Below are 18,487 nucleotides of genomic sequence, written 5' to 3'. Positions count from 1 at the left end.
CACGCGATGAATATGGGAATGCAGCTGGGACAATCCCAGCGACTCGAACAGACGATTTCGCCGCAGATGCTGCAGTCGGCGACCATCCTCCAGAAGACCTCGCAGGAACTGGAGAGCGCCATCGTGCAGGAAGTGGAATCGAACCCGCTCCTGGAACTCGACGACGAAATCCCGGAAAGCCAGCCCGAAACCCGCGACTCCGAGAACCAGGGCGAAGACGAATACGCCTCGGGTTCTTCCGACGACATGGCGAAAGAAGTCGAGTTCGATTCGGGATCCCTCGAAGACAGCGCCGACATGGACTACGACATCCTCGAGAACACGACGAATTCCGACATGGAACGCCGTCTCTCCGACGGCACCGCCGATACCGATGCCCCGTTCAAGGACCTGAACAGCGCCCCCGCCGACCCCGACGAACTCTGGGACCGCCCGCAAAAAGACCGCGACCAGAGCCTCCAGGACAACCTGAGAAACCAGCTGCGCGACTGGAACGGCACGAGGGAACTCTTCAAGCAGCTGAAGCAGGCGGGCTGTTCGGAGCAACGGTTCCGCGACCTGGTGCAGTACCTTATCGACAGCCTCGACGAGAACGGATTTTTGCAGAGCGCCCCCGACGAGGCCATGGTAAAAATCCTTTCGGACAACGACAAGTTCGTCGTGGAGGCAGAACGCGTCATCCGCGGCGAAATCCCGCTCGAAAACGCGAGCCTCCCCGTGGCCGAGGCGATACACGTGCTGCAGACGTTCAAGCCGCTCGGCATCGGCGCGCGCAACCTCCAGGAATGCTTCCTCATCCAGGCACGCGCCTGCGACAACTTCCCGAAAGTCGCACTCGAAATCGTCGAGAACCATTTCGAGGACCTCATGGCGCTCCGCTACACAAAGATTGCGAAGAGCATGGCGCGGAGTACGGAAGAAGTGCAGAAGGCGATAACGTCGCTCTCGAAATTCTCGCCGCATCCGGGACGCCAGATTTCGAACGCGCCGCTTCAAATCAAGAATGCCGACATGAGCGTCGTCGAAAAGAAGGGGCGCTTCGAAGTCGAATGCACCAAGGCCGCATCCCGCATTACCAAGCGGCTGCACGTGAACAAGCTTTACGCCGACATGCTGAACGACAAGGAGCTGGACAAGGATACCCGCGAATACATCAGCAACAGCAAGCGCAAGGCCGAGGAATTCATCAGCGCGGTCAACGGCCGCTTCAGCACCATGGAACAGGTGATGCGCGCCATCGTCAAGCGCCAGGAGGCCTTCTTCAGGGGTGGCCCCGCGTTCCTCAAGCCCATGATCCTCCAGGATATCGCCGACGAGGTGGGGCGCGACCTTTCGACCATCAGCCGCGTCACCAACGGCAAGTACGTGGACACCCCCTACGGAATCTACGAGCTCAAGCAGTTCTTCACTTCGGGCGTGCGCAAGCAGGCGACGCAGGCCGCAGACATTCCGGCAGCGGACGGCGGCACCCAGGCGGCAGGAGAAGAAATCATCGGCTCCGCGCAGATTCTCGACGCCATCAAAAAGCTAATCGACAACGAGGACAAGAAGAAACCGCTTTCGGACCAGGCCATCGCCGACGCGCTCAACTCGATGGGGCTCGGGGTCGCACGCCGCACCGTGGCAAAATACCGCGAGACAGAACTGAAGATTCTGCCCGCGCGTTTCAGAAAAAGCGTGTAGAAAAACTAAAGGACGAACTTGATAACGACGTTTATCACCACGATGGCGATAACGGTCAGACAGCCGCAGCCGAGGCAGGTATCCTTAAAGCTGGTCTTCTCCTCTACGACACGCGGCTGGGTATTGGGTTGACGGAATACGCCATCAGGCACTTCCTCGCCACCTTCGTCGGGAACGTCATCGTCCTCGCCTTCCCCATCTTCCTCATCTTCATCATCACCTTCATCATCGCCGTCATCTTCGGCAAGCTCGATTGTCACCTTTGCCCCGTAAATATCCTCGAAGACACTCTTCATTGTTTCTGCTTCGTTTCTGGAAACCGATTCTGCAACGACACTGCCCGGATTGTCGACGCATTCTTCGGCTTCATCGGAATCCATTCCAATGTCTGCTCTTGTGAGTTCCTCGATAATTTCCTGCCTATTGTCAGGATTGACTTCCATTAGGAATACGTCGTAGAGGTTGTCGTCGCGTTCGGGCTCCTCGAATTCCTCTATGGAAACAGTCGCGCCGCTCGCCTCGATTTCCCTTTTCGCCTTTTGCGCCTCTTCCAAGGTAAGCCTTGCCGCAACAAGGGCATTCGGGGTCTCGACGTAGTACTTGGCTTCGGAAAGGCCCATTCCAAAGAGAACGCGAATTTTCTTGAGGACCTCCATCTTCCTTGCCGGATCCACCGACTTTATGTAGACGGCGTAGAGGACGTCTTCCTCTTCTTCATCGTCGTCTTCGACCGCTTCCACATTTTCTGTGGCGGCGGCACTTACCTCGGCAACGTCCTGCTTTGCGCCGCACTTGGGGCAGAACTTCGCTCCGTCCTTTATAGTGGCTCCACACTGGATACAAAAGGCCATACTCTACTCCTTCATGATTTTCGACTTGAGTTCTTCAAAGGAAACATGTGCGTCAAGGACAGGGATATCGATCTTGCCGCTCAGGATGTTGAAGAAGAACGGTACGATATGCGCGAGGTTCAGCGGGTCGGAAGCGCTTCCGTCTTCCTTGATGAGGGAATACGACTTCAGCAGCTGGGGGCCGAGGCTCGCCGCGGTAATCAGGAAATGATTTTCCATCTTCTCGAAGTTCACGAGGTCGGCGACAATAATACGGGCCGCCACGGAGTAGCTGTTGACCACGTACTGGTTGCCGTCCTTGTCCGACAGGTTCATGTACTGGGCGTCTTCCTGGAGGTTCATCTCGATGCGACCCGTGTTCGGCTTGGAAGCTTCTCCCTTGAAGAGGGAACCGAGATCAGCCAGGGAGATGTTGTTGAAGATGGTGCCCGGAATCTGTTCGATGGGTTCCACCGAGAACGATGTCGGGTACAGCATGTAGTTGATGCCTTCCGCCTTCACGTGCGACGAATTGAAGAGCCCGACGATGGAATTCTTGATAGTCAGGTTCTTCGAGGCAAAGACGCCACCGAGCACGACCGAGTTCTCGAGCGTCACCGTCTCGGCGAAAATGCTACCGGCGACAAAGCAGTTTTTCAGCGACACCTTGGGAGCGTTCACATCCGAGCCGAAAACGACGCGGCCCGAATTGACGAGGGCCGAGATACGGTCGGAACTTCCGACCGCCTTCGTGAACAGCACCGTGTTCTTGCTGGTGGCGAGCACGTAGATTTCGCTTTCCGCGAATACCGACTTCGCAAAGCGCGTCGGGCCGCTTTCCACCTGCAGCTTGTCGGCATAGACGGCGCCGTCGATTTCCACGTTTCCTTGGACCGTCACGTTTCGCTTCAGTTCCTTGGTGCCGGTAGGGATAATGGAAGATTTGACACGGTTGTCCTTGAGGATAACGTCGTTGCTACCGATGCGGATGTCTGTCATGTCACTCATTTTGATTCTCCGATTTTAAAATTTCAGTTTGCCCCGTCCTGCTTCCACAGGCGATTGATCATCTCGGCAACCCTATTGTTCTTGTTCCTGTTCGCCTCTTCCGTGCCGTCCATCCATTTCTCGGTTTCCGACTGGAAGTAGAAATCCATCTTTTCCTTTTCCTCGCTTGACAGCGGCATTTCTTCCTTGTCAATTTCCTCGAGAACCCTCTTCGACATTATCTGTCGCAGGTTGAACGGAATATCCGATGGAATCTTGGCTTCGGTATAGGTTTCCTGGGTATCGAACCTGTCAGCCGTCACACCCATGACCGGAACATAGGTAAAGTTCTTTTGCTCCGTCGGTTCTCCATGGACAATCGCCTGCATGTAATTCTCGTATTCCCTTTCCTGGTCGAGTATGGTCGAGATACCGGCGATGGCCTCCTGGATGCGGCGGCGCAGCGAAGAAATTTCCAGCTGGATCTGGTAGGCCGGATTCTCTTCCGCAGAGATAAGGGTTCCTGCAACACCCGACTTGATGAACCGCTGCGCAAGGGCGTTCTTCCCTGCCGCATTGGCTTCAAATGCAGGCGCATCGAGGCTACGGATGCGACGGTTCAGCGCTTCGTCCAGGCCGTCGAACAGTTCCAGGTACTGCCTGCTGATGCGGGAATAGTCCCTCTCCATGGTCTCCTTCTGGACAGCGACCAGTTTCGATATCGAATTGATCCGCGCGAGCAGGGCCTCGAACTTGCTGTACATCTCGGCGAGCTGCTGCGAAATCTCGGATTTCACCATGTTGTAGAAGCCGCTGACAATCGTCTGCGAAATCTTTTCGCCAGACTTCTTGATGCTTGCGACCTGGGCCGCATTCATGGCAGCCACGGAGCCCGTCAGTTCCGTCACCGAATTGCGGCAGTCCCTGGCCGATTCATTGAAGGGGGCATCGTCCACATACAAGTCGACATTCACGTCCAGGTAGTCCTTGTCCGCGACTTCGACGGCCCTATGCCGGGTCCGCACGGGACTGTTCTGTCCGCCACCACCGAGGTATTCGGTGATATACTCGGTGTGCGTAGGCACCTGGACGCTAAAAGACTTGCTACCGGCCTTGTAACTCATGTGTTACCTCCGGTAACCCATGATTGCAGGTCGCTCGCGGCGAACATCTTCTTCACTTCCTCCGCGATGCGCGGGTTCAGCGATGCAAATTCAGGAAGCGCCGTCATCGCCTCGAACAGGGCGTTCCTCTTCTCCTCGGAAGAGTTGTCCCACGATGCGTTCCTCGCGCTCTCGAGGCAGGTAGTCGTAATCGTGCCGCGTTCTTTCAACCGGCCGTCTTCCGGCAGGGCCACGTTCCATACGTTGGAATCCTGCTGGTGAAGGCTTTCTGCTTCCGAAACCACTACAGGAACGTATTCCATGGCCGGAGTCTCCAGGGCCCCATCGCACATGATGGGCTTCATCTTGCTCTCGTAATCCTTCTCCTCTTCCATGGTTCCGGAAAGGCTGTCCAGCGCCATGTTCGCATGCTTCTTCAGTTCCGCGTTGATGAACATCTGTGAAGCCGGCAGCGATTCCTTCGCGTAGCAGATGGCCGATGCCACGTTCTTCGTGGTGGACTTGAAAATCAGGCTCTTCTTCTTTTCGGAAAGGTTGACCGCGGGCTTGTTGAGTTCCGTAATGCGGTTTTTCAGATTCTTGTCGAGCGTCCTGAACGTTTCGATATAGCGGCGGCTGATACGCTGGTAGTCCACCTGCGCCGTGAGGAGAATCTCGTGAATCTTCTTCGAGATGCTCTGCATCAACGCGAGCTTGGAATTCGCCGCATTCTCGTGAACGGCGAGCTTCTGGCTAATCTGCGACGCGATCAGGGAATAGAATCCGTAGTTCACGTTCTCGCAAATCTGCTTTGCCGACCTCTTTTCCTGGGCGATAACCGCAGCTTCCATTGCAACCACGGCTCCCGTCGTTCTGTCGACGGAAGAGGTTACCTCGTCCACCTTCCGCGCGAGAGGCCGCACGTCGATGGTGATGGCTTCGGTATGGTCGGCTCCGAATGACGAAAACAGACCCATAATCAAGCCTCCTCGTTATCTATCTGCGCTCCGCACTCTTCGCAGAACTTGGAACCGGCCGGGATCTTGGCCCCGCATTCCGTGCAGAACACGAATGCGCCCGCTTCCGCACCGGAAGCATCCCCGGATTCTTCCTCCGCAGCGGAAGCGGCGGTATCTACAGCGGTATCTACGGCAGCCACATTCTCTGCGATGGGAGCATCCTCTTCGGCGGGCAACGGTTGCACTTCCTTCTCTTCGACACCCATATTCTCGTACTTTTCGAGAATCGAGTCCACTTCCTTGATGAGGTTCAAGGAGAAGTCTTCCATCATGTCCTCGGACACCTGCGGCTCGGGCGGCAGTTCCGCGTTCGCAGCCGTATAGGCGTTGATGGCCAGCAGCGACCTGCGGCGGTCATCGAGTTCCTGGACGCTGTCGGAAGACACGGCGATATCCTTCGCCTCGGCATCGCGCAGCGTCGCCTCGAAGTATTCCACATACTTGAAGCGTTCCGACTTCTGCTGGATATCCTCGGCCACGCGGTCCATGTATTCGGAGAATTCCTCCTGCTGGCGCCTGCACGCCGCAGCCTGCACTTCCATGGCAGCGAGCGCTTCCGCCTTCTTGTCCTTGACCTGCACCTCGCCTGCGGCAAGCGAACCGCTCTGCTTCATATCGTCGAGCGACTGCTGCAGCGCCTTGTACGTATTCAGCGCCGTCATGAATTCCGAGTTCGCGCTCATGAAGTCGCGGATAAGGTCCTGGGCGGCGGCACGGTTTCTTGCGTTGAAGTCGTCCGCGTCACGATGCCACTGCATCAGGTAATCCGTCTTCTGGTTCTCGATATCGTTGTACACGTCGAGACGGTCCTTGCGGTTCTCTTCCATCAGGTTCTCAATAAGCGGCGCGAACACTTCTTCCTGAATCTGGTTCATGGAGAACGGCATGCTGGTTCTCGAGCCGTCCTCGGCAAGCCAGACGGACTGGAACAGGTCATACTTCACGCGCGAAGAAGCCTGCAGGTTGAACGGCTTGTAGGAAGTCGAATCTTCCTTGAAATCGAAGGCCACGTTCCGGATGCGCTCGATTTCTTCGGCTTCCAGGACGGGAGAATACTGGTTGTAGGCGGCCTTCAATACGTTTGCGAAGATGCCGTTGCAGTAATCGATCAGCTTGTCGCAGCTGCTCGCCTTGCTGGCCGAAATCACCTGGATGGATTCGCCCAGGGTCTTCATCAGGGCCTTGTAGTAATCGACATGGCTTGCGCCGCTGGAGGCATCGCTCTGTTCCATGTTCTTCTTCATGATATTGATATCATTGAACACCTTGAGCGACGTATCGAACTTCTTCTCGTCGAACACGTTGACGACCGGATGTCCGGCCGGAGCCTCGCTTGTCGCGAAATTCTTGAGGAAGTTGTCTTCCTTGGAATTGGGCTTCACGAGCGGAAGCGACACCGACTTCCTTTCGCTGTCACCGAGCAGGTAGCGGATATTTCTCACCTGCCTGTCGATGGAGCTCATGTAGTCGTGCATCGTCACGTTCTGCATCGAGGTCGAATAGTCGGCCGTATCGATCTGTTCCGTTTCGTCGGAACCTTCCACGACCGGAATCTTCTTGATTTCCTCGGCCACGGAATTGAGAGTCTCGTTCCATTCTTCCGGCTTGCGAATCGTGGAAAGGCTGAACTTCGTCTGTTCCGTCCCTTCGGTAAGGTCCACGGAGATATGTCCGTTTCCAAACGGCACGTTCATCTCGACCGGGACATAGGCCACGCCAATCTTCGAGACCTTGTAGTCGCGGCGGATATCGGCCTTCGCCTGTTCATAGGCGAGAATCTTCTGTTCCGCAGCCTCGACCTTCTTCCCGAGACCCGACAGCTTGACCGCGAACACGATGATGAAGACGACACCCAGGATCATGAGGAAGACGCCCCCGCCCACGGAGGTCGTCGCGGCAAGGATAATACCGCCGATAGCCACCAGGATAAAGATGACGAGGCCCACGATGCTCGGAGTCTTGCTGTCCTTGATATGGTTTATCTCGTTCCGGGTCTCGTCGATTTTCGATTCAAGTCCCATTTCTTCCGTGACGATTTTTTCGGCAGCGGTCTTATAGTAGTTGAACAGGATTTTGGCCTGGTCCTGGTAGATGTTTTCGGATTCCGCGAATATTTTTCCGGTCATGTTCTAATCCTTGTTTAACTCTAGTTCTTGTAGATAAGTTTTCTCGCCTGGAGCAGGCCAGCAAACGCGTTGATAGCATTCTGGATTTCATCGGCAGACGCCCCGCCCTGCTTGCAAAGGGAGCGCAGTGCAGAAAGGGATTCTACCATCTGGGCCTCGTAATCGAAAGCCTCGGCGCTGTTCGCAGGCGAAAGGTAGCGCAGGTCATTCTTGATTTTTGCGATAGCGTTCTTCTGCTCGGCCGGAATAGACGCATTGGCCGCGCATTCGACTTCCAGCAGCTGCGACTGCGAACGGAGCTGCGCAATCCGCGAAAACTCCTGCGTCTCGCGCTGCTTGACGGAACCAATCTGGTGCGCGACCAGGCAGCCGAAGAACATCTTCACCATGAAGGCAAAGAATAGGATGAGCTGAATGACGACCACCGCGTAGAAAATCAGGTCGCTGTAGTGAGCCGCCTGCTGCATGATTTCGCTATTCTCGCCCACCACCTTCTCGATCCAGTCCTTTGGCAGCCCCATGAACCAGCCAATGACTATATTGCGCGAGATGACAAAGATCAGAAGCGCAATCGAGGAGGCGCAGTAAGCGGTTATCGCAAACCACGACGCGGTATAGGCGGCAATCGCCTTTTCCACGTTCTCCGTCTTCGGCAGGATGCTGAAGAACGTGAACGGAGCCATCACCATGACATACATCACAATGATGGAAATGCATGTGAATATGAACTCCCTAGAACACTCGCCATCGCCATGGACGAGGAACAGGGCCAGTATAATCACTCCAAGCCCGAAAGCGAAAATAAATGCTCTAAAAAAGTTCAGCATGTTTACCTCAGTTTGTTGCCGCAGTTGGGGCAGAATTTAAGGGTCGGGGAAACGGCCTGTCCGCAGCGGGAGCACTGGTTGCCACCCATGCCTCCTGCTACCATCGGATCTGCCGAGGCAAGCGGAGTGCCGCAGCTGACGCAGCGACGGGCCTTCGGGCTGTTGTCGCTTCCGCACTTCGGGCACGGCCTGTACTGGTTGCCGCAGAAGGGGCAGAACTTCGATGTCGAAGGGAATTTCTTCGCACATGCGGAACAGAACACTTCGCGGGGAACGGCCGCCATGCCGCCAGTCGCACCGGGCATCATGCCAGCGCCACCCGGCGCCATGCCCTGATTGGCAGCCATCAGCTGGGTCGGGTCATTTACCGGGTTCATCACGGGGGCGCCCTGCATCATGCCGGCTCCCATTCCGCCGCCCATGCCGCCACCCATCATCAATGCCATGCCGAGCATTCCCATCTCGCCGCCATTGTTGATAGCGTTATTCGCGGTGTCGAACGCCTGTTGCTGAGCCCAGCTGTAGCCAGCGATATTCTGCGTTGTACGCGCCGTCATCGCTTCCATCACCTTGCGCCCGTCTTCCGTCGTTTCGTCCACATCGATGGAATCGATGTTGAAGGACCTGAGCGAGATGCCGAACCTTTCGAGGAACTCGGCTGCAGGCTCCTTCATAAAGTTGGAGATGTCTTCCAGATAGGCAGAAATGTTCATGATGCTCAGGCGGTTCGTCTGCATGTACTTGCTTACGAAACTGTTGAGCTTCATCGTGAGTTCGGCCCACATGACATTGCTCAGGTCGACAACGCTGAACGACTTTGCCGTCTTGACGACCTCGGTGAGGAAGCACTCGGCGTTGGTAACCTCGATTCCAAAGCGGCCCTGCGAAATGACCGGGATACGGGCGTTGTAGCCGGGATCGTATATGTTGAACTTCTTCGTAATCCAGGGGATTGTCGGGGGGATGCTCTTGTTCACGAACACGACCACCGACTGGAACGGATTCTTACCACCGAACGGTATTCCGAACAAATTCCTCAGGAGCGGCAGGTTCTCGGTGCTGAGCGTGTGCTTGCCAGGGCCAAACTTGCCTAGTATCTGTCCCTTCGAAAACAGAACTGCTTCCTGGGACTCGTTGACGATAAGTTGCGTGAATGTGCTGAGATTTTCTTCAGGATACCTATAGGCAAGCGCGTTGTTGTCAGGCGGCTGCCAGGATATAGAATCGATAATGGCCATGTTTATTCCTCTTCTTCGTAGGGAAAATGTATACTTAAAGTAACAAAATATCTAATCTGAATTTTAATGTTTGCAAAATTTTACAATCAGGCGTTCGCCCACTCTTCTCTCCCCGTAACGCCTTATTCCAACTAGGACGATTTTTTTCGCGAAAAAATGAATTTTCACTTGTTTTTTTGCCCAAAAAAGATGTATATACTCTAGATGCGAGGCAAAAAAGGCCCTGCAACAGTAAAATACAACGTAACACTACTTATACGGAGGTATTCATATGGATATTCAGTTTTCTGCTCGCCACTTTAATGCATCTGCCGGTCTCCAGGACCGAATTCAGGAAGAAATGGACAAACTGGCCAAGTTCTACCCGAACATCACGGGAGCCTCCGTCATCCTCGACCACGAAGTGGAACACCAGCGTCACTGCGAAATCTCCGTGAAGATTACGGGTAACGTCGTGGTCGCCTCGGCAGACGAGGAAAACATGGGCAAGGCCGTCGACGTCGCCCTCGAACGCGTCAAGGTGCAGCTCAAGAAGGCCAACGACAAGCAGAACGATCACCGCGCACAGCCCGTTTCCGACCTCGCATAAGCCGTGCCCGAATCCAGATTCAAAGATCTCAACATCCTGCACCGGGAAAAACTCCCGGTGCGGGGCTTTTTTGATAATTACGGCAAGGACCTCCAGCTCGCGCAATATTCTCCCGACGAGGACCTCGATACAAGCATCGCGGAAAGCGGCATCCACCGTCCGGGGCTTGCCATGGCGGGCTACACCAAGGTCTACAGTTCCGAACAAATTCAAGTCGTAGGCCACACGGAATGGAACTACCTCGAAAGCCTCGGCCCCGAGGGCCGCAAGAAGGTGTTCGACTCCCTTTCCGTATTCAGGGCCCCGATGTGGGTGGTGACGCATGCGCAGAAACCGCACGACGAACTCCGCGACATGTGCCACAAGCTCCACATCCCGCTGTTCTCGACCACCCTCCACACCTACGAGTTCAACAAGGGCGCCCAGCGCATCCTCGAAGAATATTTCGCACCGCATGCCGTCATCCACGGAAGCCTCGTCGACGTCTACGGCATCGGCATGCTCTTCGTGGGCGATAGCAACGTCGGCAAGTCCGAATGCGTGCTCGACCTCGTCGAAAGCGGCCACCGCATGGTTGCAGACGACGTTGTCCACATCAGCCACGTCGGCAACGCCATTATCGGCCGCCCCGACCCCATCGTCCGGCACCACATGGAAATCCGCGGAGTCGGCCTCCTCGACATCCGTTCCATGTTCGGCATCCACGCCATCCGCAAGGTGAAAAAGATCGAAGTCATCGTTGAGCTCCAGCCCTGGCAGCGCGACGCGCGCTACGAACGCACGGGCCTCAACGAGTTCGACGAATCCATCATGGGAGTCAAAATTCCCAAGGTGGTGCTGCCCGTGGCGCCCGGCAAGAACCTGACCGTGATTTCCGAAGTTATCGCAATGAACACGCTCATGAAGATGAACGGGCAGAACATCGCGAAGGATTTCAACGAAAACCTAATGCAGAGGATCAAGGCGAAGGGCAAGTGCGGCGAACCCGCGTTCGAAATGGACATAGACCAGTGGTCGCTCTACGAATAGGCGAATCAAATATCTATCTTTCTGCCGATGAACCAGTTCCGAAACACAATCAAGAGCAACCTGTTCCCCTTTATCGTATTCATGATATTGGTGGTCGGGTGCGCGGCGGCGTTCTACTTCTTCCACCCGGCGAGCCCCTACCATGCGCGCTACAGCTTCGTGGTGAGCTACCAGTCCATCGGAACGCTCTCGCCGGGCAACCTCGTACGCGTGAGGGGAATCGAGAAGGGCCAGATCCTGAAGGTGGAACTCACGGACGACGCCGTGTTCGTGAAGGTAGAAGTCTTTGCGGACGCTAAAATTTCGAGGCACTCGGAATTCAGGCTCGTGAACGCGGGGCTCATGGGCGAACGCGAGATGAGCATCCTCACCGCGGATGACAGCGACTGGATTGTCGAGGGCGACACCGTGTTCGGCAATTACGACGACGGCATTGCCGGGGTCGGCAAGGTGCTGCTCGACGCCATCGACGACATCAACCAGATGAAGGACATGGTCGTGGCGCTCAAGGATTCGCTCACCGTGGGCACCTCGGGCAAGCGGATCGACCGCATCGTCAAGAAGGGCGGGCGCATCGTGAAGGCCTCCAAGGACCTGGTGAACGACACGCGCGACCAGGTGCTCGGCGTGGTTTCCAAGGCCGAGGAGACACTCGCGAAGACGCGTGAGGCTATCGACGCCGAGGCAAAGCGCGGGTCCATTACCGTGGACGCGGCGTCAGCTCTCCTGGACCGAGTGGACAGCCTGCTTTCGCAGGTGAAGGAGCTCAAGGCGGACGCGGACGCCCTCGCCGCCCGGATTGACGCCGAGGACAACACCGTAGGGCTCGCGCTCAAGAGCGACGGAAAGCTCGCCAAGGAGACCGAAAAGCTCGCCCTGGACATCGACAGGCTTATTTCCGATATAAAAAAGCGCGGTCTCAAGCTAAATGTGGATATTTTTTAATTTTTCTTGTCCTTTTTGTAAAAAAAAAGATAGTTTAGCCCGTATAAAAGACAACCACCAAGATTCACCGACTCTAACAAGGAGTTAACCATGACCGAAAAGAAACCTGCAAAGATGAGCGATGCCGATCTCAAGTTTTTCGAGGAGATGCTCATAGAGAAGCGCCGTCAGCTGGTAACCGCCCAGAGCGAGTCGGAAAAGGCGAACGCCTTCCAGGGCCAGAAGAACCAGTCCGGTGACGGCGGCGACTCCGACAGCGCCGATTCGGCCACCGACTACAACACGCTCGAGACGACCTTCTCGCTCGCCGCGCGCGAAGGCAAGTACCTCGTGTATCTTGAAGAGGCCCTCAAGCGCATCCACAACGGCACCTTCGGCATCTGCAAGGTCTGCAAGCAGCTCATCCCGAAGGCGCGCCTCATGGCAGTCCCCACGGCCACCAAGTGCGTAAACTGCAAGGAAGAGACCAAGAAGAAGGAACAGGAGAACAACCGCATGGAAATGGCGAGACTCTTCGCCGAAGCCCAGAGGAAGGAACTCCAGAAGAAGGCGATGGGCCGCTAGCCTCTCGCCCTACAGCGCGCCGAAGAAGGTATCGGCAAGTTTAGCGCGGAACGCATGGATGCGGTCCGCGTTTTTTTCTCGGTGCGGGTAGGTGAAGTCGGAGAGGAGCACGACCGCGGCGCCTGCGCATGGGTCCGCGACGATGCTCGCACCGGTGAAACCGGTCTTGCCGAAGGCATGCGGGCTCACGCGCGAACCCATGAACTTGCCCTGGGCAAGTTCCCAGCCGAGGGCTGTGCAGGCGTCCGCTGCACTCGAAAACGCACGGGCTTCCGGCAACAGGAACGCATTTTCGCTCACCATCTTGAGAATACCCGCAGGCGCGACGCGGATTTCGCATCCGTCGGGGCCACAGGCTACACCGTCGTCCATCACCATCTTCACGAACTTCAGGAGGTCGGGCACACAGCTGAACATGCCGGCGCTTCCGACCGGGAACAGCTTGCGCAGAACCCAGGCGCTCTCGTCATGGATTTCGCCACAAATCTCGCGCCCGCGGAATTCGCAGATTTCCGTCGGGGCAATCTCTTCGCGCGGAACCGGGTTCGTGTCGCGCGTCAGCGGGTCGTAGCCGCTTCGCGACATGCCGAGCGGCCCGAAGAACCGCTCGTAGCCCTGCTGCTGCAGGTCCTTCCCCGCGATGCGCTGCAGAATGAGCCCAAGGAGCACGCTTGCCGGATTCCCGTAGTTGAAATCGGCACCGGGCGCCTTTGAGAACTGGTAGGTAAACAGGGCGTCGAGAATTCCTTCGGGCGGGAGTTCGCGAAGCGTCTTCATCGGCACGCGGTAATCGAGGCTGTGCGTGAGCAGGTGGAACACGCGGATGTCATCGCGGTAGTTTGTCCGCATTTCCGGTATATAGTCTGCCACGCGGTCGTCAAGGGCGAGTTTCCCTTCGAGAATATACGAGAGGGCGAGCGTAGAGGTGGGGCATACTTTCGTGAGGCTTGCAATGTCGAAAACCGTATCTGCGGGCGTATCGAGCGCAACCGTGCGCGTGGTGCCGTCGGGCAGAAGAAACCCCGCAACCGCCTTGTGGAATACACCGGTTTCTTCCGCCTGTTCCATGAGCCGCAAGATGTTGCTTTCGTTGAATACCATGGGAAACTCCTGCCCGAATTATAGCAAAGTTGACGTCCGCCCTCTTTTGTATTATCTTATTTCCCATGGCAGAAGAGCAAATCGACATCCTGAATCCGGACGGCACCCCCGCGGGCTATTCCTGCGGGCGCACGCGCGTACATGCGGAAGGCCTGTGGCACCGCACGGTACACATATGGGCGTTCAACGGCAAGGGAGAAATCCTGTTCCAGCTGCGGGCCCGCGTAAAGGAAAACAATCCCGGACTCTATGACACGAGTTGCGCAGGCCACATCTCGGCCGGGGATTCAAGCATCAACGCCGCCGTGCGCGAACTGCGCGAGGAACTGGGACTCGCGAAAAGTCCGCGCGACCTCGAATACCTATTCGAGGCGACACACGAAAGTGTGCTCAACGGCGGCAGCTACCTCGACAACGAATACTACGATGTGTACAAGGTAACACTCAGCGACCAGGAGGCGAACTCGCTCGTCCCACAGCCCGGCGAAGTCGACGCCTTCAGGTGGATGACGCGTGAAGAATTTTTCGCAAAGCACAAGCTCCACCCCGAAAAGTTCGTCGACCACCCGAAGGACTTCCAGTGGCTGATGGAGAACGCTGGCCGCTAGCCTACGCAGGGGGAACCATGTCGAAAGCGATTGCAGGGCACCGTTACCGCCACTACAAGAAAGAGGCCATGGTCTATACCGTGGTCACGGCCGATGCGCTCGACTGCGAAAGCGTGAAGCCCCTCGTCGTCTACCGGAGCGAGTACGAGACACCCGACCACCCGAAGGGGACGCTCTGGGTGCGCGACCGCAAGGATTTCGAAAGCAGGGTGACGCTCCCCGACGGTTCTACCGTCGACCGCTTTACCGAAATCTAAAACTGCGGATGCATCCGCCGCCTAAAATTTCTACCTTTGTGGCAAACAAAAATTCCCTTTTTGACAAGGAGTCTCTATGGGCGGCTTTTGTGGTGTTGTTTCCAAGGAAGATTGTGTCAGCGACCTCTTTTTCGGGACAGACTACCATTCACATCTAGGTACACACCGCGGCGGCATGGCGGTTCTGAACGGCAGCGGCAAGTTCCACCGCTCCATCCACAACATCCAGAACACTCCGTTCCGCAGCAAGTTCGAACATGACCTCGCCGCATTCTCCGGCAAGGTGGGAATCGGAGTCATTTCCGACACCGACCCGCAGCCGCTCGTCATGACCTCCAAACTCGGGACGTTCGCGATTGTCACCGTCGGCCTCCTCACCAACATCGAGGAACTGAAGGACGAACTGTTCCGCAACAACTGCATGCAGCTCCAGTATTCCACCACGAGCGGCATGGTCGGCCCGACCGAAGTCGTATCCGCGCTCATCGCGACCCGCGACTCAATTGTCGACGGCCTCAAATACGTCCACGAGAAGGTAAAGGGAAGCTGTTCCGTGCTCCTGATGGACAGCAACGGCAGATTCTACGCGAGCCGCGACCGCTGGGGCCGCACCTCGATTATCCTCGGCAAAAAAGAAGGCTCGATGATCGCCGTGCAAGAAAGCTGCGCCCTCCACAACCTCGGCTACGACTACGTGCGCGACCTCGGCCCGGGCGAAATCGCAGAAATCACGCCCGATGGCGACACGACTCTCGTCGAACCCGGCAAAAAGATGGCCATCTGCTCGTTCCTCTGGGTCTACTACGGCTACCCCGCCTCGAGCTACGAAGGCCGCAACGTGGAAATGACGCGCTACCGCTGCGGTTCCGCGCTCGCGAAGCGCACCCCCACCGATGCCGATGCCGCCTGCGGCATCCCGGATTCCGGCACGTCGCACGCCCTCGGTTACGCGCACGAGGCCGGCATCAAGTTCGCACGCCCCTTCGTGAAGTACACGCCCACCTGGGCCCGCTCCTTCATGCCGCAAGACCAGAAGCAGCGCGAACGCGTGGCCTCCATGAAGCTCATTCCCATCCCGGGCCTCATCAAGGACCGCCGTCTCGTATTCTGCGACGACTCTATCGTGCGCGGCACCCAGCTCGGAAAGCAGGCCCTGAAGCTTTATTCACTTGGCTGTAAAGAGACGCACATGCGTATCGCATGCCCGCCGCTCGTTTACCCCTGCAAGTTCATCAACTTCTCGCGTTCCAAGAACGAATACGACCTCATCACGCGCCGTTACATCCGCGACCAGGAAGGCGAGAACGCCGACATCGAGAAGTACACCGATCCGGATGGCGACGCCTACAAGGGCATGGTCGAATACATCCGCAAGAAGCTGAACCTCACGACGCTTGCGTTCCAGCGCATCGACGACGTGATTCACGCCATCGGGCTCCCCGAAGACCAGCTCTGCACCTACTGCTGGAGCGGCAAGGACTACGCCGAAACCGGCGACTGCTACCACTGTCCCTGCCACCAATGCCAGGAAGAAGAAGAGAAGTAAGGACTACTCCTCTTCTTCGATACCCATAAGCTTCATCGCGGCCTTCCAGGTTTCGCGATTTTCGAAACCGTCGCGCTTGCCGCCACCATAGCGCGCATGCGCGAACTCGTTGACAAGGGATTCCCACCCTTCGAGCTTGCCGTCCTTCACCATTGCATCCAAATTAACGGACGCAGCCGCGGATTCGTCGGCACCATCCATTCCCAGACGCTGTGCGACATAGCCCTTGCAGACATTTTCCAGTTCCAGGAGCCATTCGCGGCTGTCGGCGGTGTTCACGCGCTGCTTGAGCACCAGCATCCGCTCGCGCAGGGCATCCTGAGCCGCATTCCTGGCCGCGAGAGCCTCCCGCGCCTTGTTACGGCGCCGCATCCGCCAAAAGCCCGCAAGGAGCACGCACACGGCAACCAGGGCGCCAACGGCAACAGGCAGCGGATTGAAAGGCTCGTCCACGCGGATGGCGACACTTTCGCTCCGCAGGTCGAGCGGCCGCCCCACCTGCGTCGGGATCTCGAAACGCATCGCGGGGACATTCAGGTTTCCCGTATCCTGCGCCACGATCTTGTAGGTAAACTTTATCGAAGCGATTTCCTTGCCGTCCTTCACGGCTCGCGCCGATTCCTGCGACACCCCCACCTGCGTAAGGCCCTTCGCGTTCGCGGAACTCGCAGGCACGACCAGCAGGGCGCTTCCCTGCACGCTCCAGCTGACCGTCACCGGGAATTCGAACGTGTCACCCACGGTAATGGCGGGCATCCCGCCTTCGGGTCCCGCCGTTATAGAAATTCCCAGCTGCTCGGGCGTCGGCATCGCCATCTCGGGAGCGAGCGCCGCAGAATCCACCGCAGCACTATCCTGTAATGCAACATCGGCAGGCGCACCTGCCATATTCAAAGAATCATTTTCCATACAGGGAGAATATACAAAAAAATTTTATTATATTATTTTCAAATAGGAGTCCCGAAATATGACTATTTCCAAAAAGCGCATCCTGACGTGCATCGCCGCCGCGTCTATCCCCCTATTCTTTGCCTGCAGCGACGACAAGCCGACATCGCCCTCAAGCGGCGACGATCCTGTCGTGAGTTCGGCAGCCGCGCTCCCCGAATCGGCAGCAGGCCAGCCCGAGGCGACATCTTCCAGCGCAGAAGGCTCCGAAACCATTACCCCCGAATCCTCGGCCGGCCCGGTCGTTGAATCCAGCTCCGCCACGGAGGTCGTGCCCGAAAGCAGCAGCGCCCGCTTCCGCGAGCCCACCGAAGAAGAAATCGCCCAGGAACGCATCTATACCGCCAATTCCGAAACGACCGAATTCGTGGAGCTCCCCACACTCTACAAGAGCCTCGACCCCACCGACCGCGTGGCTTTCGTCATCCGCCACGCCCAGCGCGAAAAGAGCACCGGAGTCGAATCCCAGCTGACCGAAAAGGGCATCGAGCAGGCCAAGACGCTCGGCAGCCACCTCGTCAGCGAAGAAGCATTCTCTTACGGCTCGACCGACTTCATCCGCACGCGCGCCACGGCCCAGTACATTTCCGAAGGCCGCGGCCAGGTATTCCCCGAACCCATCGTGCTCCCCGAACTTGTCGCAAGCACCTTCGTCGCGGACCAGGAAAAATTCAAGACACTCATGGGCGAAGCGGGATACATCGACGAAGCGTTCATGTATTCGCAGTGGGCATTCGACGGCGACTTCGCCGAAGCCTTCAACGATCTCGAAAAGACGGGCGTCCAGATTATCACCCAGGCAATCCTCCCGAGGATGTCTACCGAGAACCGCGTCAACTTCTTTATCAGCCACGACATGTTCCTCGGTCCTCTCGTCGCCTACTGCACCAACCGCAAGCTCACCATCTTGCGCAAGCACGCCACGGCCACCGAGGATTGCTCGAACTGCCGCTGGATCAAGTACCTCGAAGGCATCGCAATCATCGTCAAGGCCGACGGCACACGCAAATACGTCCCCGTCTCCGGCAACATGATGAACTAGGAAGCAAGCCCGAAAAACGGGCCAGCCCATTTCGCATAACATAAA

General features: G+C 56.9%; 18 protein-coding genes. 9 read left to right on the top strand and 9 right to left on the bottom strand.

Features of this window, described 5'->3' with window-relative positions:
- Positions 1-6: 6 nt before the first annotated feature.
- Entirely contained in the window at positions 7-1,683 is a 1,677-nt protein-coding gene (rpoN, locus tag B4A77_RS06860) for an RNA polymerase factor sigma-54 (protein WP_290739431.1), read from the top strand.
- Between the two features lie 5 nt (positions 1,684-1,688).
- On the opposite strand, the gene B4A77_RS06855 is transcribed toward rpoN, so the two are convergent.
- Genes B4A77_RS06855 through B4A77_RS06825 form a run of 7 tightly spaced genes read right to left on the bottom strand, consistent with a single transcriptional unit; the run spans position 1,689 to position 9,813 of the window.
- Complete coding sequence (locus tag B4A77_RS06855) at positions 1,689-2,534, bottom strand: ribosomal protein L7/L12 (protein ID WP_290732235.1); 846 nt, start codon at positions 2,532-2,534, stop codon at positions 1,689-1,691.
- A 3-nt stretch (positions 2,535-2,537) separates the two neighbouring features.
- A complete protein-coding gene (locus B4A77_RS06850; protein ID WP_173365095.1) occupies positions 2,538-3,521 on the bottom strand; it encodes a hypothetical protein in 984 nt (327 codons plus the stop codon).
- A gap of 23 nt (positions 3,522-3,544) precedes the next feature.
- A complete protein-coding gene (locus B4A77_RS06845) occupies positions 3,545-4,624 on the bottom strand; it encodes a hypothetical protein (protein WP_290732238.1) in 1,080 nt (359 codons plus the stop codon).
- The gene (locus B4A77_RS06840) at positions 4,621-5,580 is read right to left on the bottom strand and encodes a hypothetical protein (protein WP_290735975.1); all 960 of its coding nucleotides are present in this window, start codon (positions 5,578-5,580) and stop codon (positions 4,621-4,623) included. Before B4A77_RS06840 ends, B4A77_RS06845 begins: the two co-directional genes overlap by 4 nt.
- Before the next feature lie 2 nt (positions 5,581-5,582).
- Positions 5,583-7,748, bottom strand: a complete 2,166-nt coding sequence (locus B4A77_RS06835) for a zinc ribbon domain-containing protein (RefSeq protein WP_290739427.1) — start codon at positions 7,746-7,748, stop codon at positions 5,583-5,585.
- A gap of 20 nt (positions 7,749-7,768) precedes the next feature.
- On the bottom strand, positions 7,769-8,575 hold the full coding sequence (locus tag B4A77_RS06830) for a hypothetical protein (RefSeq protein ID WP_173365092.1): 807 nt from the start codon (positions 8,573-8,575) through the stop codon (positions 7,769-7,771).
- A gap of 2 nt (positions 8,576-8,577) precedes the next feature.
- Positions 8,578-9,813: an SPFH domain-containing protein gene (locus B4A77_RS06825; protein WP_173365091.1), complete on the bottom strand. Its 1,236-nt coding sequence runs from the start codon at positions 9,811-9,813 to the stop codon at positions 8,578-8,580.
- 271 nt (positions 9,814-10,084) lie between these two features.
- Here B4A77_RS06825 and hpf point away from each other — a divergent pair, with 271 nt between their 5' ends.
- The 4 genes from hpf to B4A77_RS06805 all read left to right on the top strand — a co-directional run bounded on the left by hpf (position 10,085) and on the right by B4A77_RS06805 (position 12,940).
- The gene (gene hpf / locus B4A77_RS06820) at positions 10,085-10,402 is read left to right on the top strand and encodes a ribosome hibernation-promoting factor, HPF/YfiA family (protein WP_173365090.1); all 318 of its coding nucleotides are present in this window, start codon (positions 10,085-10,087) and stop codon (positions 10,400-10,402) included.
- A 3-nt stretch (positions 10,403-10,405) separates the two neighbouring features.
- The gene (hprK, locus tag B4A77_RS06815; protein WP_290739425.1) at positions 10,406-11,431 is read left to right on the top strand and encodes an HPr(Ser) kinase/phosphatase; all 1,026 of its coding nucleotides are present in this window, start codon (positions 10,406-10,408) and stop codon (positions 11,429-11,431) included.
- Positions 11,432-11,458: 27 nt separating this feature from the next.
- Positions 11,459-12,376: an MlaD family protein gene (locus B4A77_RS06810; RefSeq protein ID WP_290739423.1), complete on the top strand. Its 918-nt coding sequence runs from the start codon at positions 11,459-11,461 to the stop codon at positions 12,374-12,376.
- Positions 12,377-12,466: 90 nt separating this feature from the next.
- The gene (locus B4A77_RS06805; protein ID WP_173365087.1) at positions 12,467-12,940 is read left to right on the top strand and encodes a TraR/DksA family transcriptional regulator; all 474 of its coding nucleotides are present in this window, start codon (positions 12,467-12,469) and stop codon (positions 12,938-12,940) included.
- Between the two features lie 9 nt (positions 12,941-12,949).
- On the opposite strand, the gene B4A77_RS06800 is transcribed toward B4A77_RS06805, so the two are convergent.
- Positions 12,950-14,041: a serine hydrolase domain-containing protein gene (locus B4A77_RS06800; RefSeq protein WP_290739421.1), complete on the bottom strand. Its 1,092-nt coding sequence runs from the start codon at positions 14,039-14,041 to the stop codon at positions 12,950-12,952.
- A 65-nt stretch (positions 14,042-14,106) separates the two neighbouring features.
- Here B4A77_RS06800 and B4A77_RS06795 point away from each other — a divergent pair, with 65 nt between their 5' ends.
- From B4A77_RS06795 to B4A77_RS06785, 3 genes are all read left to right on the top strand, one after another.
- A complete protein-coding gene (locus B4A77_RS06795; protein WP_173365085.1) occupies positions 14,107-14,649 on the top strand; it encodes an NUDIX hydrolase in 543 nt (180 codons plus the stop codon).
- Between the two features lie 17 nt (positions 14,650-14,666).
- On the top strand, positions 14,667-14,906 hold the full coding sequence (locus B4A77_RS06790) for a DUF1653 domain-containing protein (RefSeq protein WP_290739419.1): 240 nt from the start codon (positions 14,667-14,669) through the stop codon (positions 14,904-14,906).
- A gap of 76 nt (positions 14,907-14,982) precedes the next feature.
- Positions 14,983-16,452 (top strand): amidophosphoribosyltransferase, encoded by a 1,470-nt coding sequence (locus B4A77_RS06785; RefSeq protein WP_173365083.1) that lies wholly within the window; start codon positions 14,983-14,985, stop codon positions 16,450-16,452.
- Between the two features lie 3 nt (positions 16,453-16,455).
- On the opposite strand, the gene B4A77_RS06780 is transcribed toward B4A77_RS06785, so the two are convergent.
- Positions 16,456-17,361 (bottom strand): protein BatD, encoded by a 906-nt coding sequence (locus B4A77_RS06780; RefSeq protein WP_290739417.1) that lies wholly within the window; start codon positions 17,359-17,361, stop codon positions 16,456-16,458.
- 58 nt (positions 17,362-17,419) lie between these two features.
- Between B4A77_RS06780 and B4A77_RS06775 the strand changes: the two genes are divergently transcribed.
- Positions 17,420-18,442 carry a histidine phosphatase family protein gene (locus tag B4A77_RS06775; RefSeq protein ID WP_290739416.1) on the top strand — a complete coding sequence of 341 codons (1,023 nt, stop codon included), beginning with the start codon at positions 17,420-17,422 and terminating at the stop codon, positions 18,440-18,442.
- The last annotated feature ends 45 nt before the right edge of the window (positions 18,443-18,487 follow it).

Source organism: Fibrobacter sp. UBA3718, assembly GCF_002371935.1.
GTDB lineage: Bacteria > Fibrobacterota > Fibrobacteria > Fibrobacterales > Fibrobacteraceae > Fibrobacter.
The sequence above is the reverse complement of the archived record's forward strand: the minus strand, read 5'-3'. Positions and strand labels throughout refer to the sequence as shown.

What these genes read in the sequence shown, in the direction of transcription:
- rpoN (WP_290739431.1), top strand. Translation starts at nt 7, where the DNA reads ATGAATATGGGAATGCAGCTGGGACAATCCCAGCGACTCGAACAGACG.
- B4A77_RS06855 (WP_290732235.1), bottom strand. Translation starts at nt 2,534, where the DNA reads ATGGCCTTTTGTATCCAGTGTGGAGCCACTATAAAGGACGGAGCGAAG.
- B4A77_RS06850 (WP_173365095.1), bottom strand. Translation starts at nt 3,521, where the DNA reads ATGAGTGACATGACAGACATCCGCATCGGTAGCAACGACGTTATCCTC.
- B4A77_RS06845 (WP_290732238.1), bottom strand. Translation starts at nt 4,624, where the DNA reads ATGAGTTACAAGGCCGGTAGCAAGTCTTTTAGCGTCCAGGTGCCTACG.
- B4A77_RS06840 (WP_290735975.1), bottom strand. Translation starts at nt 5,580, where the DNA reads ATGGGTCTGTTTTCGTCATTCGGAGCCGACCATACCGAAGCCATCACC.
- B4A77_RS06835 (WP_290739427.1), bottom strand. Translation starts at nt 7,748, where the DNA reads ATGACCGGAAAAATATTCGCGGAATCCGAAAACATCTACCAGGACCAG.
- B4A77_RS06830 (WP_173365092.1), bottom strand. Translation starts at nt 8,575, where the DNA reads ATGCTGAACTTTTTTAGAGCATTTATTTTCGCTTTCGGGCTTGGAGTG.
- B4A77_RS06825 (WP_173365091.1), bottom strand. Translation starts at nt 9,813, where the DNA reads ATGGCCATTATCGATTCTATATCCTGGCAGCCGCCTGACAACAACGCG.
- hpf (WP_173365090.1), top strand. Translation starts at nt 10,085, where the DNA reads ATGGATATTCAGTTTTCTGCTCGCCACTTTAATGCATCTGCCGGTCTC.
- B4A77_RS06810 (WP_290739423.1), top strand. Translation starts at nt 11,459, where the DNA reads ATGAACCAGTTCCGAAACACAATCAAGAGCAACCTGTTCCCCTTTATC.
- B4A77_RS06805 (WP_173365087.1), top strand. Translation starts at nt 12,467, where the DNA reads ATGACCGAAAAGAAACCTGCAAAGATGAGCGATGCCGATCTCAAGTTT.
- B4A77_RS06800 (WP_290739421.1), bottom strand. Translation starts at nt 14,041, where the DNA reads ATGGTATTCAACGAAAGCAACATCTTGCGGCTCATGGAACAGGCGGAA.
- B4A77_RS06795 (WP_173365085.1), top strand. Translation starts at nt 14,107, where the DNA reads ATGGCAGAAGAGCAAATCGACATCCTGAATCCGGACGGCACCCCCGCG.
- B4A77_RS06790 (WP_290739419.1), top strand. Translation starts at nt 14,667, where the DNA reads ATGTCGAAAGCGATTGCAGGGCACCGTTACCGCCACTACAAGAAAGAG.
- B4A77_RS06785 (WP_173365083.1), top strand. Translation starts at nt 14,983, where the DNA reads ATGGGCGGCTTTTGTGGTGTTGTTTCCAAGGAAGATTGTGTCAGCGAC.
- B4A77_RS06780 (WP_290739417.1), bottom strand. Translation starts at nt 17,361, where the DNA reads ATGGAAAATGATTCTTTGAATATGGCAGGTGCGCCTGCCGATGTTGCA.
- B4A77_RS06775 (WP_290739416.1), top strand. Translation starts at nt 17,420, where the DNA reads ATGACTATTTCCAAAAAGCGCATCCTGACGTGCATCGCCGCCGCGTCT.